Origin of the sequence: Arenimonas sp. SCN 70-307 (assembly GCF_001724815.1) — a bacterium.
GTDB lineage: Bacteria > Pseudomonadota > Gammaproteobacteria > Xanthomonadales > Xanthomonadaceae > Arenimonas.
This window is the reverse complement of the sequence record NZ_MEDO01000014.1, coordinates 430384-445222: the sequence shown is the minus strand read 5'-3', so window position 1 is coordinate 445222 and position 14839 is coordinate 430384. Positions and strand designations below refer to the sequence as shown.

Annotated in this window: 16 protein-coding genes and 1 other RNA gene; 14 read left to right on the top strand and 3 right to left on the bottom strand. The window is 71.7% G+C overall.

Annotated elements, in window-relative coordinates; genetic code table 11:
• The first annotated feature begins 268 nt into the window (after window positions 1–268).
• The 11 genes from glyA to ABS41_RS08315 all read left to right on the top strand — a co-directional run bounded on the left by glyA (window position 269) and on the right by ABS41_RS08315 (window position 8745).
• Complete coding sequence (glyA, locus tag ABS41_RS08365; protein ID WP_290592830.1) at window positions 269–1519, top strand: serine hydroxymethyltransferase; 1251 nt, start codon at window positions 269–271, stop codon at window positions 1517–1519.
• A gap of 10 nt (window positions 1520–1529) precedes the next feature.
• Entirely contained in the window at window positions 1530–2045 is a 516-nt protein-coding gene (gene nrdR / locus ABS41_RS08360; protein WP_290592828.1) for a transcriptional regulator NrdR, read from the top strand.
• Window positions 2042–2521 carry a GNAT family N-acetyltransferase gene (locus ABS41_RS08355; RefSeq protein ID WP_290592826.1) on the top strand — a complete coding sequence of 160 codons (480 nt, stop codon included), beginning with the start codon at window positions 2042–2044 and terminating at the stop codon, window positions 2519–2521. The genes nrdR and ABS41_RS08355 overlap by 4 nt, the downstream gene beginning before the upstream one ends.
• On the top strand, window positions 2518–3615 hold the full coding sequence (ribD, locus tag ABS41_RS08350; protein WP_290592824.1) for a bifunctional diaminohydroxyphosphoribosylaminopyrimidine deaminase/5-amino-6-(5-phosphoribosylamino)uracil reductase RibD: 1098 nt from the start codon (window positions 2518–2520) through the stop codon (window positions 3613–3615). The genes ABS41_RS08355 and ribD overlap by 4 nt, the downstream gene beginning before the upstream one ends.
• Before the next feature lie 76 nt (window positions 3616–3691).
• Entirely contained in the window at window positions 3692–4489 is a 798-nt protein-coding gene (locus ABS41_RS08345) for a hypothetical protein (protein WP_290592822.1), read from the top strand.
• Between the two features lie 152 nt (window positions 4490–4641).
• Window positions 4642–5247 (top strand): riboflavin synthase, encoded by a 606-nt coding sequence (locus tag ABS41_RS08340; protein WP_290592820.1) that lies wholly within the window; start codon window positions 4642–4644, stop codon window positions 5245–5247.
• Entirely contained in the window at window positions 5244–6341 is a 1098-nt protein-coding gene (gene ribB, locus ABS41_RS08335; protein WP_290592818.1) for a 3,4-dihydroxy-2-butanone-4-phosphate synthase, read from the top strand. Before ABS41_RS08340 ends, ribB begins: the two co-directional genes overlap by 4 nt.
• Window positions 6342–6372: 31 nt before the next feature.
• Window positions 6373–6840: a 6,7-dimethyl-8-ribityllumazine synthase gene (ribH, locus tag ABS41_RS08330; RefSeq protein ID WP_290592816.1), complete on the top strand. Its 468-nt coding sequence runs from the start codon at window positions 6373–6375 to the stop codon at window positions 6838–6840.
• Window positions 6837–7298 (top strand): transcription antitermination factor NusB, encoded by a 462-nt coding sequence (gene nusB, locus ABS41_RS08325; protein WP_290592814.1) that lies wholly within the window; start codon window positions 6837–6839, stop codon window positions 7296–7298. Before ribH ends, nusB begins: the two co-directional genes overlap by 4 nt.
• The gene (gene thiL, locus ABS41_RS08320) at window positions 7298–8260 is read left to right on the top strand and encodes a thiamine-phosphate kinase (protein WP_290592812.1); all 963 of its coding nucleotides are present in this window, start codon (window positions 7298–7300) and stop codon (window positions 8258–8260) included. Before nusB ends, thiL begins: the two co-directional genes overlap by 1 nt.
• Window positions 8257–8745, top strand: coding sequence for a phosphatidylglycerophosphatase A (locus tag ABS41_RS08315; protein WP_290592809.1), 489 nt, complete (start codon window positions 8257–8259; stop codon window positions 8743–8745). The genes thiL and ABS41_RS08315 overlap by 4 nt, the downstream gene beginning before the upstream one ends.
• 184 nt (window positions 8746–8929) lie before the next feature.
• On the opposite strand, the gene ABS41_RS08310 is transcribed toward ABS41_RS08315, so the two are convergent.
• From ABS41_RS08310 to ABS41_RS08300, 3 genes are all read right to left on the bottom strand, one after another.
• Complete coding sequence (locus tag ABS41_RS08310) at window positions 8930–10318, bottom strand: FAD-linked oxidase C-terminal domain-containing protein (RefSeq protein ID WP_290592807.1); 1389 nt, start codon at window positions 10316–10318, stop codon at window positions 8930–8932.
• A gap of 189 nt (window positions 10319–10507) precedes the next feature.
• A complete protein-coding gene (locus tag ABS41_RS08305; RefSeq protein WP_290592805.1) occupies window positions 10508–10876 on the bottom strand; it encodes a YraN family protein in 369 nt (122 codons plus the stop codon).
• A complete protein-coding gene (locus ABS41_RS08300; protein ID WP_290592803.1) occupies window positions 10860–12623 on the bottom strand; it encodes a penicillin-binding protein activator in 1764 nt (587 codons plus the stop codon). Before ABS41_RS08300 ends, ABS41_RS08305 begins: the two co-directional genes overlap by 17 nt.
• Before the next feature lie 61 nt (window positions 12624–12684).
• On the opposite strand from ABS41_RS08300, the gene rsmI reads away from it, so the two are divergent.
• From rsmI to mraZ, 3 genes are all read left to right on the top strand, one after another.
• Window positions 12685–13524: a 16S rRNA (cytidine(1402)-2'-O)-methyltransferase gene (gene rsmI / locus ABS41_RS08295; protein WP_290592801.1), complete on the top strand. Its 840-nt coding sequence runs from the start codon at window positions 12685–12687 to the stop codon at window positions 13522–13524.
• Between the two features lie 199 nt (window positions 13525–13723).
• Window positions 13724–14077, top strand: an RNA gene (gene rnpB, locus ABS41_RS08290) — RNase P RNA component class A.
• A 313-nt stretch (window positions 14078–14390) separates the two neighbouring features.
• Window positions 14391–14837 (top strand): division/cell wall cluster transcriptional repressor MraZ, encoded by a 447-nt coding sequence (gene mraZ / locus ABS41_RS08285; RefSeq protein WP_290592799.1) that lies wholly within the window; start codon window positions 14391–14393, stop codon window positions 14835–14837.
• The last annotated feature ends 2 nt before the right edge of the window (window positions 14838–14839 follow it).

Below are 14839 nucleotides of genomic sequence, written 5' to 3'. Positions count from 1 at the left end.
GGGGTGGGGCCGGCCCGGGGGCGGGGCGGCCGTCTGGTCTGCTTCGAATCGGCCATTATCGCCGAAAAGCGACCGCACAAGGTCCATTTTTCCCGCCTGAACCGAACGAACCAGGTTCATTTTTCCCGCCCGCCGGGCCGACCGGCGACTGGCCGGCCCGGCGGGCGGGAAAAATGAACCTGGTTCGCGGCCGTGGTTCGTCGCTGGCCGCAAACCCCCGCCGGGGCTACAATTTCCGCCTCGAAAGCCCCACAGGAAGCGCGCCCCGATGTTTGCCAAGGACATGCAGATCGCTGGTTACGACGAGGAGCTCGCCCGGGCCATCGCCCAGGAGGCCCGCCGCCAGGAGGACCACGTCGAGCTGATCGCCTCGGAGAACTACGCCAGCCCGCGCGTGCTCGAGGCCCAGGGCAGCGTGCTGACCAACAAGTACGCCGAGGGTTATCCGGGCAAGCGCTACTACGGCGGCTGCGAGTACGTGGACATCGCCGAGAAGCTGGCCATCGCCCGCGTCAGGCAGCTCTACGGCGCCGACTACGCCAACGTGCAGCCGCACTCGGGCTCGTCGGCCAACATCGCCGTCTACATGGCCCTGCTGCAGCCGGGCGACACCGTGCTGGGCATGAGCCTGGCCCACGGCGGCCACCTCACCCACGGTGCCAAGGTCAACTTCAGCGGCAAGACCTACAACGCCGTGCAGTACGGCGTGGACGAGCAGGGCCTGATCGATTACGACGAGGTCCAGCGCCTGGCCGACGAGCACAAGCCCAGGATGCTGATCGCCGGCTTCAGCGCCTACTCGCAGGTGGTGGACTGGGCGCGCATGGCGCAGATCGCCAAGTCGGTGGGCGCGTACTTCTTCGTCGACATGGCGCACGTGGCCGGCCTGGTGGCCGCGGGCCTGTACCCGAACCCGGTGCCGCATGCCGACGTGGTCACCTCCACCACCCACAAGACCCTGCGCGGCCCGCGCGGCGGCATCATCCTGGCCAAGGCCAACGAGGAGCTGGAGAAGAAGTTCCAGTCGCTCGTGTTCCCCGGCACCCAGGGCGGCCCGCTGATGCACGTGATCGCCGCCAAGGCGGTGGCCTTCAAGGAAGCGCTGGAACCGTCCTTCAAGGACTACCAGGCCCAGGTCATCAAGAACGCCCAGGCCATGGCCAACACGATCATGGACCGCGGCTACAAGATCGTCTCCGGCGGCACGCTCAACCACCTGATGCTGATCGACCTGATCGGCCGCGACGTCACCGGCAAGGACGCCGAGGCCGCGCTGGGCGCCGCCCACATCACCGTGAACAAGAACTCGGTGCCGGGCGACCCGCGCTCGCCCTTCGTCACCTCGGGCCTGCGCATCGGCACGCCGGCGGTCACCACCCGCGGCTACAAGGAGCCCGAGTGCGTGGCCCTGGCGAACTGGATCTGCGACGTGCTCGACGCGCCCACCGACGAGAACGTGATCGCAGGCGTGCGCGACAACGTGACCAGGCAGTGCCGCGCCTTCCCGGTGTACGGCTGACCGCGCGCGGATGCACTGCCCCTTCTGCCAGCACGAAGACACCCGCGTGATCGACTCGCGCGTGTCCGAGGACGGCAGCACCATCCGCCGCCGCCGCGAGTGCGAGCACTGCGGCGAGCGCTTCAACACTTTCGAGACGGCCGAGCTCAAGCTTCCGGCCATCGTCAAGAGCGACGGCCGCCGCGAAGCCTTCGACGAGCGCAAGCTGCGGGTGAGCTTCGAGCGCGCCCTGCAAAAACGCCCGGTCTCGGCCGAGGACATCGACGGCGCCGTGCGCGCCGTCATCCACGCCCTGCGCCTGAGCGGCGAGCGCGAGCTGCCCTCGCTGCGCGTGGGCGAATTCGTGATGGCCGAGCTCAAGAAGCTCGACCAGGTGGCCTACGTGCGCTTCGCCTCGGTGTACCGCAAGTTCGAGGACGTGCAGGCCTTCCGCGAGGAGATCGAGCGCCTCGAGCGCGACCTGCCCGGCCTCGAGGGCCTGCAGCTGCCGCTGCTCGACGGAGCGCCCGACAAGGCCCGCAAGTGAGCGTCGTGGTCATCCGGCCCCTGGCCGAGGTACCCGGCCTTGCCGCGACGCTGGCCGCCTGGCACCACGCCCACTGGGGCCATTTCTACGACCCGTCCGACTGGAGCCTGCAGGCCGCCACCGAGGAGCTGCGCGACCACGCCACGCGCCGCGGCCGGCCCACCACGCTCGTCGCGCTCGAGGGCGACGCGCCGGTGGGTTCGGTGAGCCTGGTGGACGAGGACGCGCCCGAGTTCACGACGGTGGGCGACGCCTGGCTGGCCAGCCTGTTCGTCCGGCCCGAATGCCGGGGCCGCGGCATCGGCCGGGCGCTGGTGCGCGAATGCGTGGCCCTGGCCGCGCGCGAGGGGGTTCCCAGGCTGTGGCTGTTCACGCCCGAACACGTCGACTTCTACGCCGCCCTGGGCTGGCGTGACCTGGGCACCGCCACGCTGCGTGGCCACGCGGTGCACCTGATGGATATCCTGCCGGCATGAGTGCGTTCTCCGCCCACGACCACGCCCACATGGCGCGCGCCCTGCAGCTGGCCGCGCGCGGCGCCTTCACCGCGCGGCCCAACCCGATGGTCGGCTGCGTGATCGCCGACGGTGGCCGCGTGCTGGGCGAGGGCTGGCACGCGCGCGCCGGCGAGCCGCATGCCGAAGTGCACGCGCTGCGCGCCGCCGGCGGCCGCGCCGCCGGGGCCACCGCCTACGTCACGCTCGAGCCCTGCGCCCACCACGGGCGCACGCCGCCCTGCGCCGATGCGCTGGTGGCGGCGGGCATCACCCGCGTGGTGGCGGCCTGCCGCGATCCCTTCCACCAGGTGGCGGGGCAGGGCTTCGCCAAGCTCGAGGCCGCCGGCGTCACGGTGGAGTTCGGGTTGATGGAAGCGGCGGCGCGCCACCTCAACCGCGGCTTCTTCTCGCGCATCGAGCGAGGCCGGCCCTGGGTGCGGGTGAAGCTGGGCATGAGCCTGGACGGACGCACGGCGCTGGCCGACGGCAGCTCGAAGTGGATCACCTCCGAGGCCTCGCGCGCCGACGTGATGCGCTGGCGTGCGCGCTCGGGCGCCATCCTCACCGGCATCGGCACGGTGCTGGCCGACGACCCGAAGCTGACGGTGCGCCTTCCGGACGACGAGGCCTTCATCCCGCCGCTGCGCGTGGTGCTCGACGAGCGAGGCCGGCTGCCGGCCGGCGCCGGCCTGCTCACCGACGGCGCGGCGCCCACCCTGGCCGTGCACGGCGACGACATCGTTCCCGACTACGGCGACGAGGTGGATGCGTTCGCCGTGCGCCGCATCGAGGGCGGCCTGGACTTGGGCGCGGTGCTGGCCCAGCTCGGGCAGCGCGGCATCAACGAACTGCAGGTGGAGGCCGGTGCCACGCTGTCGGGCGCGCTGGTGTCGGCGGGCCTGGCCGACGAGCTGCTGGTCTACATCGCCCCGGTGCTGCTGGGCGAAAGCGGCCGCCCGCTGCTGGCGGGCGTGACGCCTGCGTCGATGGCCGAGCGCCTGGCGCTCGAGCTGGTCGAATCGCGCCAGGTCGGCCCCGACCTCAGGCTCAGCCTGAGGCGACGGCCCAGTTGACGCGAGTCCGGTCGAGCGCTTGCTCTATGCCGGGCATGGAAGGGTGGATGCGGGTCACCCTTCAGGAGAACGCCCCATGCCCGCGTCGCGCACCTTGCTGCTGCTCGTCCTGATCACCGGCCTTTGCGCCTGCACCCGGCAGGCCACCGTGGAAATCGCCAACAACGACGTCGAGGGCCTGGTACGGGCCATCGAGCAGGCCAATGCCAGCCCTGGCCACACCACCATCCGCCTGGCCCGTCGCGGCCTGTATGTCCTGACGCAGGAGTCCCGCGAGGGACTGCTGCTGCCTGTCGTTTCCGACCGCCTGACCCTCGAGGGCAACCATGCCGAGGTCCGCGGCTACAGCGCGCGGCCGGCCAGCCTGCTCGAGGTGGGCGAGGGCGCCCAGCTGCGGGTGTATGACCTCGTGCTGGCCGAGGGCACCGACGGCGCGGTGCGCAACTTCGGCGAACTGACCCTGCACAACGTTTCCATCGTCGACAGCTCGGTGCGCCAGGCCTCGGCGATCGTGCTCAACCACGGCCTCATCACGGCCCGCGACAGCGAGATCGCCCACAACCTGCTGTTTGCCGGCCGCCGCGACGCCGGCACGGTGCTCAACTACGGCCAGATGGTGCTCGAGGCCACGCGGGTGCACGGCAACCGGGTGCTGGGCACCTACGAGGCGGTGGCGGCGGCCGGCGGCATCCTCAACTTCGGCACGCTGCGCGCCCGCGGCCTGGCGCTGGAGGACAACGCCGAGCCGGGCGAGGTGCGCCCAAGCCTGCACTTCGAAGGCGTGCTCAACCTCGGCAACGGTGTATTCGAGGGCGAAACGGCGCCGGGCGCGGTCCGCGACGGTCGTCAGGCGGCCGTGCTGGCCGGGCTCTAGGCGTCCCAGGCGGCCCGTCCGGCGCAACGGACGGGCCGCCGACGCGACCCAGTGTTGCGGGGCGGCGGCCGGTTTCATCGGCCCGTGGCGGCCGGGCCCGGTAGAATCGCGGTTTCGCCGGCGTTTCGCCCCGGCCCGAGGCTCTTCCGTCCATGTTCACCGGTCTGATCCAATCCGTTGGCCGCCTGCTGGCCCGCGAAGTGCGCGGCGGCGACCAGCGCCTGCGCTTTTCCTGGGGCACGCTGGCCCACGACGACATCGCCCTGGGCGAGTCGATCGCCGTCAGCGGCTGCTGCCTCACCGTGGTGGGCTGGGACGAGGCCGGCTGGGACGCCGACGTCTCGAACGAGACCCTGGCGCTGACCAAGCTCGGCGCGCTCGATATCGGGGCCGCGGTGAACCTCGAGCGTTCGCTGTTGCCGACCGACCGCCTCGGCGGGCATCTGGTCTCGGGCCACGTCGACGCCGTCGGCACGGTCGACAAGGTGTGGGAGGACGGCCGCAGCCAGCGCTGGCGCTTCAGCGCGCCGGCCTCGGTGCTGCGCTACGTGGCGGTGAAGGGCTCGATCGCGGTCGATGGCACCAGCCTTACCGTCAATGCCGTCGACGACGCCGGCTTCGAGGTGAACCTCGTGCCGCACACCGTGGCGCACACGGCTTTTGGTGAAACCAAGCCGGGTGATCCGGTCAACCTGGAGGTCGACACCGTCGCCCGCTACGTCGAGCGCCTGCTGGCGACCCGCGAGGAATCGAAATGAGCTTTGCCACCGTTCCCGAACTGCTCGAGGAAATCCGCCAGGGCCGCATGGTCGTCATCGTCGACGACGAGGACCGCGAGAACGAGGGCGACCTGATCATGGCCGCCGAGCTCGTCAAGCCGTCCGACATCAATTTCATGGTCACGCATGCGCGCGGCCTGGTGTGCCTGTCGCTGACGCGCGAGCGCTGCCGCCAGCTGGGCCTGGGCCCGATGGTGCGCGATAACAACTCGCCCTACCACACCAACTTCACCGTCTCGATCGAGGCCGCCGAGGGCGTCACCACCGGCATCAGCGCCTACGACCGCGCCCACACCATCCGCACCGCCGTGCGCCCCGACGCCGCGGCCGAGGACCTGACCCAGCCCGGCCACATCTTCCCGCTGATGGCCCAGCCCGGTGGCGTGCTCACCCGCAGCGGCCACACCGAGGCGGCCAGCGACCTGTCGCTGCTGGCCGGCCTGGAGCCGGCCGGCGTGCTGGTGGAGATCCTCAACCCCGACGGTTCGATGGCGCGGCGCCCGGAGCTCGAGAAGTTCGCCGCCGAGCACGGCCTGAAGATCGGCTCGATCGAGGAGCTGATCCGCTATCGCCTCGAGACCGAGCACACCGTCGAGCGCGTGGACGAGCGCGCGGTGGACACGGCCCACGGCGCCTTCCGCCTGGTCACCTACCGCGACCGGCTCAGCCGCGACCTGCATTTCGCCCTGGTGCACGGCCAGCCGCGCGCCGACACGCCCACCCTGGTGCGCGTGCACGTGAAGAACCCGCTCTCGGACGTGCTGCACTGGCGGCGCGCTGATTTCGGCGTCAGCGCGGGCGACGCCCTGGCCGCGGTGGCCGCGGCGGGCGAGGGCGTGGTGGTGGTGCTCAGCGAGCCGCTGTCGCCCGACGACCTGCTCGCGCGCATCACGGAAACCAGCCAGGCCGAGGCCCCGCGGGCCCGCGAGTGGCGCCGCAACGGCGCCGGCGCCCAGATCCTGCACGACCTGGGCCTGGGCAAGCTGCGCGTGCTCGGCACGCCGCGCCGCCAGGTGGGCCTGGCCGGCTATGGCCTTGAGGTCGTGGAGTACGTGGAGCCCCCGGCGCGGTAAACTGGCGGCCTTTCCCCCGACCCGCCCCGCCATGGCCCACTTCGAAGGCGACGTCCGCAGCCCTGCCGGCGCCCGCTACGCCATCCTCGCCAGCCGCTGGAACCCGCGCATCACCGATGCGCTGGTGGACGGCGCGCGCCGCGCCTTCGCCGCCAACGGCGTGGCCGACGAGGCCGTGGACCTGATCCGCGTGCCCGGCGCCTGGGAACTGCCCGTGGCCGCCGCCAACGTCCTCGACCGGGTCGGCTACGCCGGCGTGGTGGCCCTGGGCTGCGTGGTGCGCGGCGACACCCGCCACTTCGAGCAGGTGGCCGACGAGTGCGCGCGCGGCCTGATGCGCGTGGCGCTCGATACCGGCGTGCCGGTGGCCAACGGCGTGCTGGCGGTGGACGACTACGCCGATGCCGAGGCCCGCGCCGGCGGCAGCCACGGCAACAAGGGCGAGGAGGCGGCGCTGGTCGTCATCGAAATGGCCAACCTGATCGGAAAACTGGCATGAAGCACACCCGCCCCGACGGCATCGACCCGCACGCGCGCTCGCGCGCCCGCCGCCGCGCGCTGCAGGCGCTTTACGCCTGGCAGCTGTCGAACACCGCCATCACCAAGGTGATCGAGCAGTTCCGCAACGAGCAGGACATGGAAGTGGCCGACCTCGAGTACTTCGAGGACCTGGTGCGCGGCGTCGAGAAGAACCTCGCGGCGCTGGACGAAGCCCTGGCGGCTTTCCTCGACCGCGGCATCGACCAGGTCGACCCGATCGAGCGCGCGGTGCTGCGCATCGCCGCCTACGAGCTGCGCCACCGCCCGGACGTGCCCTACCGCGTGGTGATCAACGAGGCCATCGAGACCACCAAGCGCTTTGGTTCCGAACACGGCCACACCTACGTCAACGGCGTGCTCGACCACGCCGCCGCCGCCTGGCGCGCGGCCGAGGCGCAGGCCGCCCGCCGGTCCTGATGCCGGGCGAGTTCGCCCTGATCGAACGCATCCGCGCCCGCGCCGGGCGCCGCGACGACGTGGTGCTGGGCATCGGCGACGACGCCGCGGTGTTGGCCGTGCCGCCCGGCCACGAGCTGGTGGTGAGCTGCGACACGCTGGTGGCCGGCGTGCATTTCCCCGACGACACCGCGCCGGCCGACATCGGCCACAAGGCGCTGGCGGTGAACCTCAGCGACCTGGCCGCGATGGCCGCCACGCCGGCCTGGTGCACGCTGGCGCTGACCCTGCCCGAGGCCAACGCCGCCTGGCTCGATGACTTCCTCGACGGTTTCCTGGCCCTGGCCGACGAACACGGCGTGTCGCTGGTGGGCGGCGACACCACGCGCGGCCCGCTGTCGATGAGCATCACCGTGCACGGGCTGGTGCCGGCCGGCCAGGCGCTGCGCCGCGACGGCGCGCGCGAGGGCGACGACATCTGGGTCACCGGCACCCTCGGCGACGCCGCCGGCGGCCTGGCGCAGTGGCGCGCGCGCGGCCCGGCCTCGGCCAAGCTGCGCCATCGCCTCGATCGCCCGACGCCGCGCGTGCAGGCGGGCCTGGCGCTGCGCGGCCTGGCCACGGCCGGCATCGACCTCAGCGACGGCCTGGCCGCCGACCTCGGCCACGTGCTGGCGGCCAGCGGCGTCGGCGCGCGCCTCGAACTGGGTCGCCTGCCCACCTCGCGCACGCTGGCCGACCATTTCGACGAGGCGCGGCGCTGGACGCTGCAGCTCACCGGTGGCGATGACTACGAGCTGTGCTTCACCGCGCCGGCGGCCCGCGCCTTCGAGATCGAGCAGGCGATGGCAGCCATCGACCTTCCCGTCACCGTGGTGGGCCAGGTGGAAGCCGGCGCCGGCCTGCGCTTCGGCACGCCCGACGGCGACGCCTGGACGCCGCCGGCCGACGGCTACCAGCACTTCAGCGGTGGCCATGCATGAGCCGCTTTCCCGAGGGCACCCGCCGCCGCCTGATGAAACACCCGCTGGGCTGGCTCGCGGCCGGCTTCGGCGCCGGTTTCTCGCCGCGGGCGCCCGGTACGGTGGGCAGCCTCGCGGCGCTGCTGCCGTGGTGGTTCCTGATGCGCGATCTTTCGCCGCTGGCCTACTTGGCCGTTGTCGCGGCGGGCTTCGCCATCGGCTGCTGGGCGGCGCACTGGGTCATCCGCGAAACCCGCATCGAGGACCCGGGACTGGTGGTCTGGGACGAATACATCGGCGTCTGGATCGCGCTCTTCGCCGCGCCCGCCGGCTGGCCCTGGATGCTGGCCGGCCTGGTGCTCTTCCGCGTCTTCGACATCGCCAAACCCTGGCCCGTCAGCTGGGCCGACCGCCAGCTGCACGGTGGCTTCGGCGCCATGCTCGACGACGCCCTGGCCGGCCTCTACGCCCTGGGCTGCCTGCAGCTGCTGGCCTGGCCTTTTTGAACGCGGATCAAATCGGATGCAAGCGGATAAACGCTGATAAAGAAAATGGGGTCAGAGAACATTAACGATTCAATCGACTGCTTGAAGCGTTAATGTTCTCTGACCCCATTTATTGATTCGCTGTTATCCGCTTGCATCCGATTTGATCCGCGTTGAAACCTGCCCCGGATGGCGCGACAGAGTCTTAAACCGGCGGGAGGACCTTGCCGGGGTTGAGCAGGTCGTCGGGGTCGAACTGCGCTTTGATCGCGCGCATCAGGGCCAGCGTGGCTGGCGAAAGCGAGCGGGCGAGCAGCTCGCGCTTGGCCAGGCCGATGCCGTGTTCGCCCGAGACCAGGCCGCCGAGCGCGATGACGGCGTCGAACACGGATTCGAGCGCGGCGTTGGCGCGCGCGGCCTGCGCGGGATCGGCCGGATCGTAGAGGATGTTCACGTGCAGGTTGCCGTTGCCGGCGTGCCCGAAGCAGACGATGGCCAGCGACTGCGCGGTCGCCGCGGCGCGCACCGCCGCGACGAGGTCCGGGATGCGCGAAACCGGCACCACCACGTCCTCGTTGATCTTGCCCGGCGCCAGCGTGCGCAGCGCCGGCGAAAGCGCCTTGCGCGCTGCCCAGAGCGTCTCGCGCCCGGCCTCGCTGGCCGCGGCGTCCACCGACAGGCAGCCGGGCCCTTCGGCGGCGCGGCGCAGCGCGGCCTCGGCGGCGTCGAGCACCGCGGCCTCGCCGTCGGCCTCGAGCATCAGCAGCGCACCGGCGCCGACGGGCAGGTCGGCGCCGCCGACCTCGCGCGCCAGGCGCACGCAGTCGCCGTCCATGAACTCGAGCATCGAGGGCGTGACCGGCTGCGCCATCAGGCGCGCCACGGCCGCCGCGGCGCTTTCGACGTCGGCGTAGATCGCGCGCAGCGCGCGCCGGTGCGTGGGCGTGGGCGTGAGCCGCAGCGTGGCCTCGACGATCAGTGCCAGCGTGCCCTCGGAGCCGATCAGCAGGCGCGAGAGGTCGTAGCCGCTGGCGCCCTTGGTGGTGGCCGCGCCGAACTCGACCCGCTCGCCGGTGCCGGTGACGGCCTTGAGCGCGAGCACGTTGTCGCGGGTGGCGCCGTACTTCACCGCGCGCGGGCCGCCGGCGTTGCAGGCCAGGTTGCCGCCGATCGAGCTGAAGGCCGCGCTGGTGGGGTCGGGCGGCCAGAACAGGCCGTGCGGCGCCAGCGCCGCCTGCAGGTCGCCGTTGAGCAGGCCGGGCTCGACCACGGCGACGCGGTCGCCCGGGCGCACGTCGAGCAGGCGGTTCATGCGCTCGAACGAGACCACCAGCGCATCCTCGCCCGGCACGCTGGCGCCGGTGGTGTTGGTGCCGCGGCCGCGCGCGACGATCGGCAGGCGGTGCGCGCGGCACAGGCGCACGATGGCCTGCACCTGGGCAGCGTTCGTCGGCAGCGCCACCGCCAGCGGCAGCCCCTGCCGCCGCGAGTTGTCATACCCGTAGGCCAGCCGCTCGGCCGCATCCAGCAGCAGCCCGCCCGGCCCGAGCAGTGCGCCGAGTTCGTCAATCAGGTCCGCTGGCAAGGTGCCCATTTCGTGATGATACGGGTTCTGGTTCGAACGCGGATCAGAGCGAAAAAAGGCGGATAGGATCCGATGAATCTGGAGTCCAGCGCGGAAAAATGAAGCATCGCGGCGCAGCCAATCCTCCTCTTTCTTGCTCTTATCCGCCTTTTTTCGCTCTGATCCGCGTTCAATCCCCGTGCCCTCACGAAGCCCAGATCAAAGGTCGTCGAGGGTGAAGGCGGCGCGGTGCCAGTCGAGGCTGGTGGGCGAGGCGGCGACGATGTCGAAGCGGCAGGGGGCGTTGGCGAGTTCCGGATGGCGTGCGAGCCAGGCGCGGGCGGCGAGGGCGACGCGGCGGCATTTGCGGCGGTCGACCGAGGCTAGGCCGCCGCCGTAGCGGTCGTCGGCGCGGTAGCGTACTTCCACGAAGACCACCCACTCGCCCTCGCGCATCACCAGGTCGAGTTCGCCGAAGCGGTAGTTCACGTTCTGCGCCAGCAGGCGCAGGCCTTCGCCCTCGAGCAGCTGGCGCGCGGCCTGTTCGGCCGCGTCGCCGGTGGCGCGTTTTTCAGGGCGCGCCGGCATCGGGCAGCAGGGCGCCGTCCGGCGCCGGGCGCGGGCGGCCGCCGCTGAACACGGCCCACGCCGGCTTGCGCTGCACCACGCCGTTGGCATCGAGCGAGAGTTCGCCGGTGGCGCCGCGCACCTGTGCGCCCGGGTCGGACACCAGGCGGTCGAGGTAGGCCGCCAGGCGCCAGGCGTCGTGGCCGAAGGCGAACAGGCGTGCGCCGCCGCCCTGGGCGCCGGGCAGCGTGTTGCCCAGCGTGTCGGACTCCGGCAGGCCGCCGCGCAGACCCAGCAGCCAGGGCAGCTCGGGGTATTCGATGCCGTCGAGCTCGACGTCCATGCGCAGGTTGGCGCCGGAGAGGATGAGCGACGAGGCCACGCGCGGCACGCCGGCCAGGCCGGCCGGTTCGACCTGGCTGGCCAGCAGGCGCGCTTCGGCCGCCTTCAGGCTCAGGAACAGCGCGTCGGGGCGCAGGCCGCCGGCAGCGGCCACGGCCGCCTGCAGGGCCGGCACGTAGTCGGGATTGTCCGGCGACACGACGACTTCGCCGATGACTTCGCCGCCGCGCGCGGACAGCTGCACCCGGAAGCTGGCCAGCGAACGCCGCGCCGTCTCATCGTTCTGCGTCACCACCAGCACGCGGCGCTGGCCACGATCGACCAGGCGGTCGGCGGCGGCCGCGCCCTCGTCCTCGGGCGCCAGCGCGAAGCTGGTGCTGCCGGGCGTGGGCGGATGGGTGCCGCGGTTGAGTGCCACCGTCGGCAGCGACAGCTCCGGCGTGGCGAAGACGGTGTTCACTTCCTCGCGCGAGAGCGGGCCGATCAGCATCTGCGCGCCGTCGGCGGTGGCGCGGGCCAGGGCCTCGCGCAGGCCGCCGGGCGCGGCGGTGTCGTAGAAACGCAGGCTCGGGCGCCGGCGCGGCTCGGCGTAGTACGCGGCCAGCACGCCATCGCGCACCGACAGGCCGGCGGTGGCCAGCGGGCCGCTGAGCGGCAGCAGCACCGCCAGGCGCTCGGGCGGGCGATAGCCGTCGCGTTCGGCCGGCGGCAGGGCGTCGAGCGAGGGCGTCGAGCCGCTGCGGTCGTAGGGACGCGGCAGCGGCAGGCCACGCTGGCTCAGGCTGCGGCCGGCGTAGGCGTAAAGCGGTTCGCCGACCGGCAGCGCGGCGGCCCTGGCCGAAAGGTTGGCGTCGGACTCGGCCGACAGCAGGGCGACGATTTCGCCCACGGTGCGTACCCGCGCTTCGCCGGACTGCGTGGCCGCCAGCCAGGCGAGGTCGGCGGCGGCGTCGAAGCCGCGGCCCAGCCGGCGCAGCGCGTCGGCGCGCAGGCCATGCCAGTCGGCGGCGAGTGCAGCCGGCACCGAGGCGCGCGGCTGGCCCAGCATCCCCAGTGCCTCGGCGGCGCGGCCGGCCTGGAGATGGAAATGGGCGCCCAGCAGGTCGTGGCGGAGCGCGGCGCTGCCCTCGAGGCGACGGCGCGACACTTCCGACCAGGCCTGGCGCGCGGCGGCGTCCTGGCCGGCCAGGCGGTACTGCCAGGCGGCGTCGAGCAGGGCGCGCTCGCGGGCGGCGCCGCGCGACTCGGCGGCGATGGCCGCGTAGGCACGCGCGGCTTCGGCGTGCTGCCCTTCCTCGGCCAGGCGCGAGGCCGGCGTGGCCACGGCGGGCGTCGGCCCGGCGGCGGAAGGATCGCGCTGCACGCTGACGCTGGCGCAGCCGGCGAGCAGGGCGAGGGCCAGCAGCAGGGGGGCGGTTCGCAGCATGGTCGGGGTCCGTTGGGATTGCCGCGTAAGATGATACCCGGTGCACACGGAGGGCGCGGTCATGGCAACGGTACACGCGGGGGCGCTGCACGTGGTGGCCACGCCCATCGGCAACCTCGGCGACCTGACCGCGAGGGCGCGCGAGGTGCTGGCCGGCGTGGACGCCATCTGCGCCGAGGACACGCGGCACACCCGCCAGCTGCTGGGCGCGCTGGGCATCGACCGCCCGCTGATCGCGCTGCACGAGCACAACGAGGCCGACGTGGCCTGGAAGCTGGTCGAGCGCCTCCGGGCCGGCGACGCGCTGGCGCTGGTGTCCGACGCGGGCACGCCGCTGGTGAGCGACCCGGGCTACCGGCTGGTGCGCGAGGTGCGCGCGGCCGGCCTGCGCGTGGTGCCGCTGCCGGGGGCCTGCGCCGCCATCGCGGCGCTGTCGGTGGCGGGCATCCCGTCCGACCGCTTCTGTTTCGAAGGCTTCCTGCCGGCGAAGGCCGGCGCCCGCCGCGAGCGGCTGCAGTCGCTGGCGAGGGAAACGCGCACGCTGGTGTTCTACGAAAGCTCACACCGCATCGAGGAATGCCTTTCCGATCTGGTGGCGGAATTCGGAGCCACGCGCGAAGCCGTGCTGGCGCGCGAGCTCACCAAGCTGTTCGAGACGGTGCTGGGCGACACGCTTGGCGACCTCGCCGCGCGCGTGGCCGCCGACGAAAACCAGCGCAAGGGCGAGTTCGTGCTCGTCGTGCGCGGCTGCGAAGACGATGCCGAAGCGCGCCTGCGCGAAGGCCAGCGCCTCTACGCCCGCCTGAGCGAACACCTCAAACCCTCCGTTGCCGCCAGACTCGCCGCCGACCTCAGCGGCGCCCCCCGCAAGGCCCTCTACGGTGGAGATGGTGGCCAGTAGGGGGATTGGTTTTTTGAACGCGGATCAGAGCGGATGAAAGCGGATAAGAGCGAATGAAAGCGATTGGGATTGGGTCAATACGCTGCGGGGCAGTTTCTGGCGTAGACCAAACTACCGATTGATCAGATTTTATCCGCCTCCATCCGCTCTGATCCGCGTTCAAATACCCACCCCCCCGATGTGCGAGAATGCACGCGGCGGAGCCGGCCAAGACAGTCGCGTCGCAGCAATGCGCCGAGGAAAGTCCGGGCTCCACAGAGCAGGGTGCCAGGTAACGCCTGGGCGGCGTGAGCCGACGGAAAGTGCAACAGAAAACAAACCGCCGAACGGCCCGAAAGGGTGCGTGGTAAGGGCGAAACGGTGGGGTAAGAGCCCACCGCCCGGGGGGACAACGCCCCGGGGCACGGCAAACCCCACCCGGAGCAAGGCCAAATAGGGGTGCGATGGCATGGCTCGTGCCGCACCCGGGTTGGCTGCTTGAGGCCTGCGGCGACGCAGGTCCCAGAGGAATGACTGTCCACGACAGAACCCGGCTTAGCGGCCGGCTCCGCCACTTCCTCCCCCCGACACCCCCGATTCGCGCAATCCGGCCCCCGGCCGGCCTGGCGAGGCCTGCCCGCGTCCGGGTGCCTGTCCCCGGTCGGTCGACCGGAACTGTTTCACGGGTTTGGATCAAATCCATGTGAAACAACAGTTGCCGAATGGTTCTTAAACAAGACTCTCAAGTTTCGCGCAACGCCTTGATCCGCCTAGCGAAATTCCCCTGATTTTGTCCTTGACACCCCATGGGGGCAGGTCTAACGTGGACATTTGAGGGAAATCCGGGCTTTTTGTGGTTTTCAGTGGGCGAGGGCGGAACCAGGGCGATGTTCCAGGGCGAAACGGCGATCACGATTGACGACAAGGGGCGGCTGGCCATTCCGACGGCCTACCGCGACCAGGTCGCGCGCGCCTGCGCCAACCGCCTGGTGGTCACCTACAACCCCTACGAGGCCGGCTGCCTGTGGCTGTACCCGGAATCGGCCTGGGAAAAGGTCCGCGACCAGGTCAATGCCCTGCCCAACGCCAAGCGCGTGCACCGCAACCTGCAGCTCAAGCTCGTCGGCGCCGCCACCGTGGTCGAGCCCGACGGCAACGGCCGCGTGCTGCTGCCGGCGAGCCACCGCAACGCCGCCGGCATCGAGAAGAAGGCCGTGCTGCTGGGCATGGGCGGCAAGTTCGAACTTTGGAGCGAGCAGGCGCACCTCGCGCAGATCCGTCAGACCATCGGGGAAGACGAGATCAGCGAGGACATGCTCGACCTCAGGCTGTGACG

Bases quoted from the DNA above. Each gene is read 5' to 3' on its own strand.
- glyA (WP_290592830.1), top strand. From the start codon at position 269: ATGTTTGCCAAGGACATGCAGATCGCTGGTTACGACGAGGAGCTCGCC.
- nrdR (WP_290592828.1), top strand. From the start codon at position 1,530: ATGCACTGCCCCTTCTGCCAGCACGAAGACACCCGCGTGATCGACTCG.
- ribD (WP_290592824.1), top strand. From the start codon at position 2,518: ATGAGTGCGTTCTCCGCCCACGACCACGCCCACATGGCGCGCGCCCTG.
- ABS41_RS08345 (WP_290592822.1), top strand. From the start codon at position 3,692: ATGCCCGCGTCGCGCACCTTGCTGCTGCTCGTCCTGATCACCGGCCTT.
- ABS41_RS08340 (WP_290592820.1), top strand. From the start codon at position 4,642: ATGTTCACCGGTCTGATCCAATCCGTTGGCCGCCTGCTGGCCCGCGAA.
- ribB (WP_290592818.1), top strand. From the start codon at position 5,244: ATGAGCTTTGCCACCGTTCCCGAACTGCTCGAGGAAATCCGCCAGGGC.
- ribH (WP_290592816.1), top strand. From the start codon at position 6,373: ATGGCCCACTTCGAAGGCGACGTCCGCAGCCCTGCCGGCGCCCGCTAC.
- nusB (WP_290592814.1), top strand. From the start codon at position 6,837: ATGAAGCACACCCGCCCCGACGGCATCGACCCGCACGCGCGCTCGCGC.
- thiL (WP_290592812.1), top strand. From the start codon at position 7,298: ATGCCGGGCGAGTTCGCCCTGATCGAACGCATCCGCGCCCGCGCCGGG.
- ABS41_RS08315 (WP_290592809.1), top strand. From the start codon at position 8,257: ATGAGCCGCTTTCCCGAGGGCACCCGCCGCCGCCTGATGAAACACCCG.
- ABS41_RS08310 (WP_290592807.1), bottom strand. From the start codon at position 10,318: ATGGGCACCTTGCCAGCGGACCTGATTGACGAACTCGGCGCACTGCTC.
- ABS41_RS08305 (WP_290592805.1), bottom strand. From the start codon at position 10,876: ATGCCGGCGCGCCCTGAAAAACGCGCCACCGGCGACGCGGCCGAACAG.
- ABS41_RS08300 (WP_290592803.1), bottom strand. From the start codon at position 12,623: ATGCTGCGAACCGCCCCCCTGCTGCTGGCCCTCGCCCTGCTCGCCGGC.
- rsmI (WP_290592801.1), top strand. From the start codon at position 12,685: ATGGCAACGGTACACGCGGGGGCGCTGCACGTGGTGGCCACGCCCATC.
- mraZ (WP_290592799.1), top strand. From the start codon at position 14,391: ATGTTCCAGGGCGAAACGGCGATCACGATTGACGACAAGGGGCGGCTG.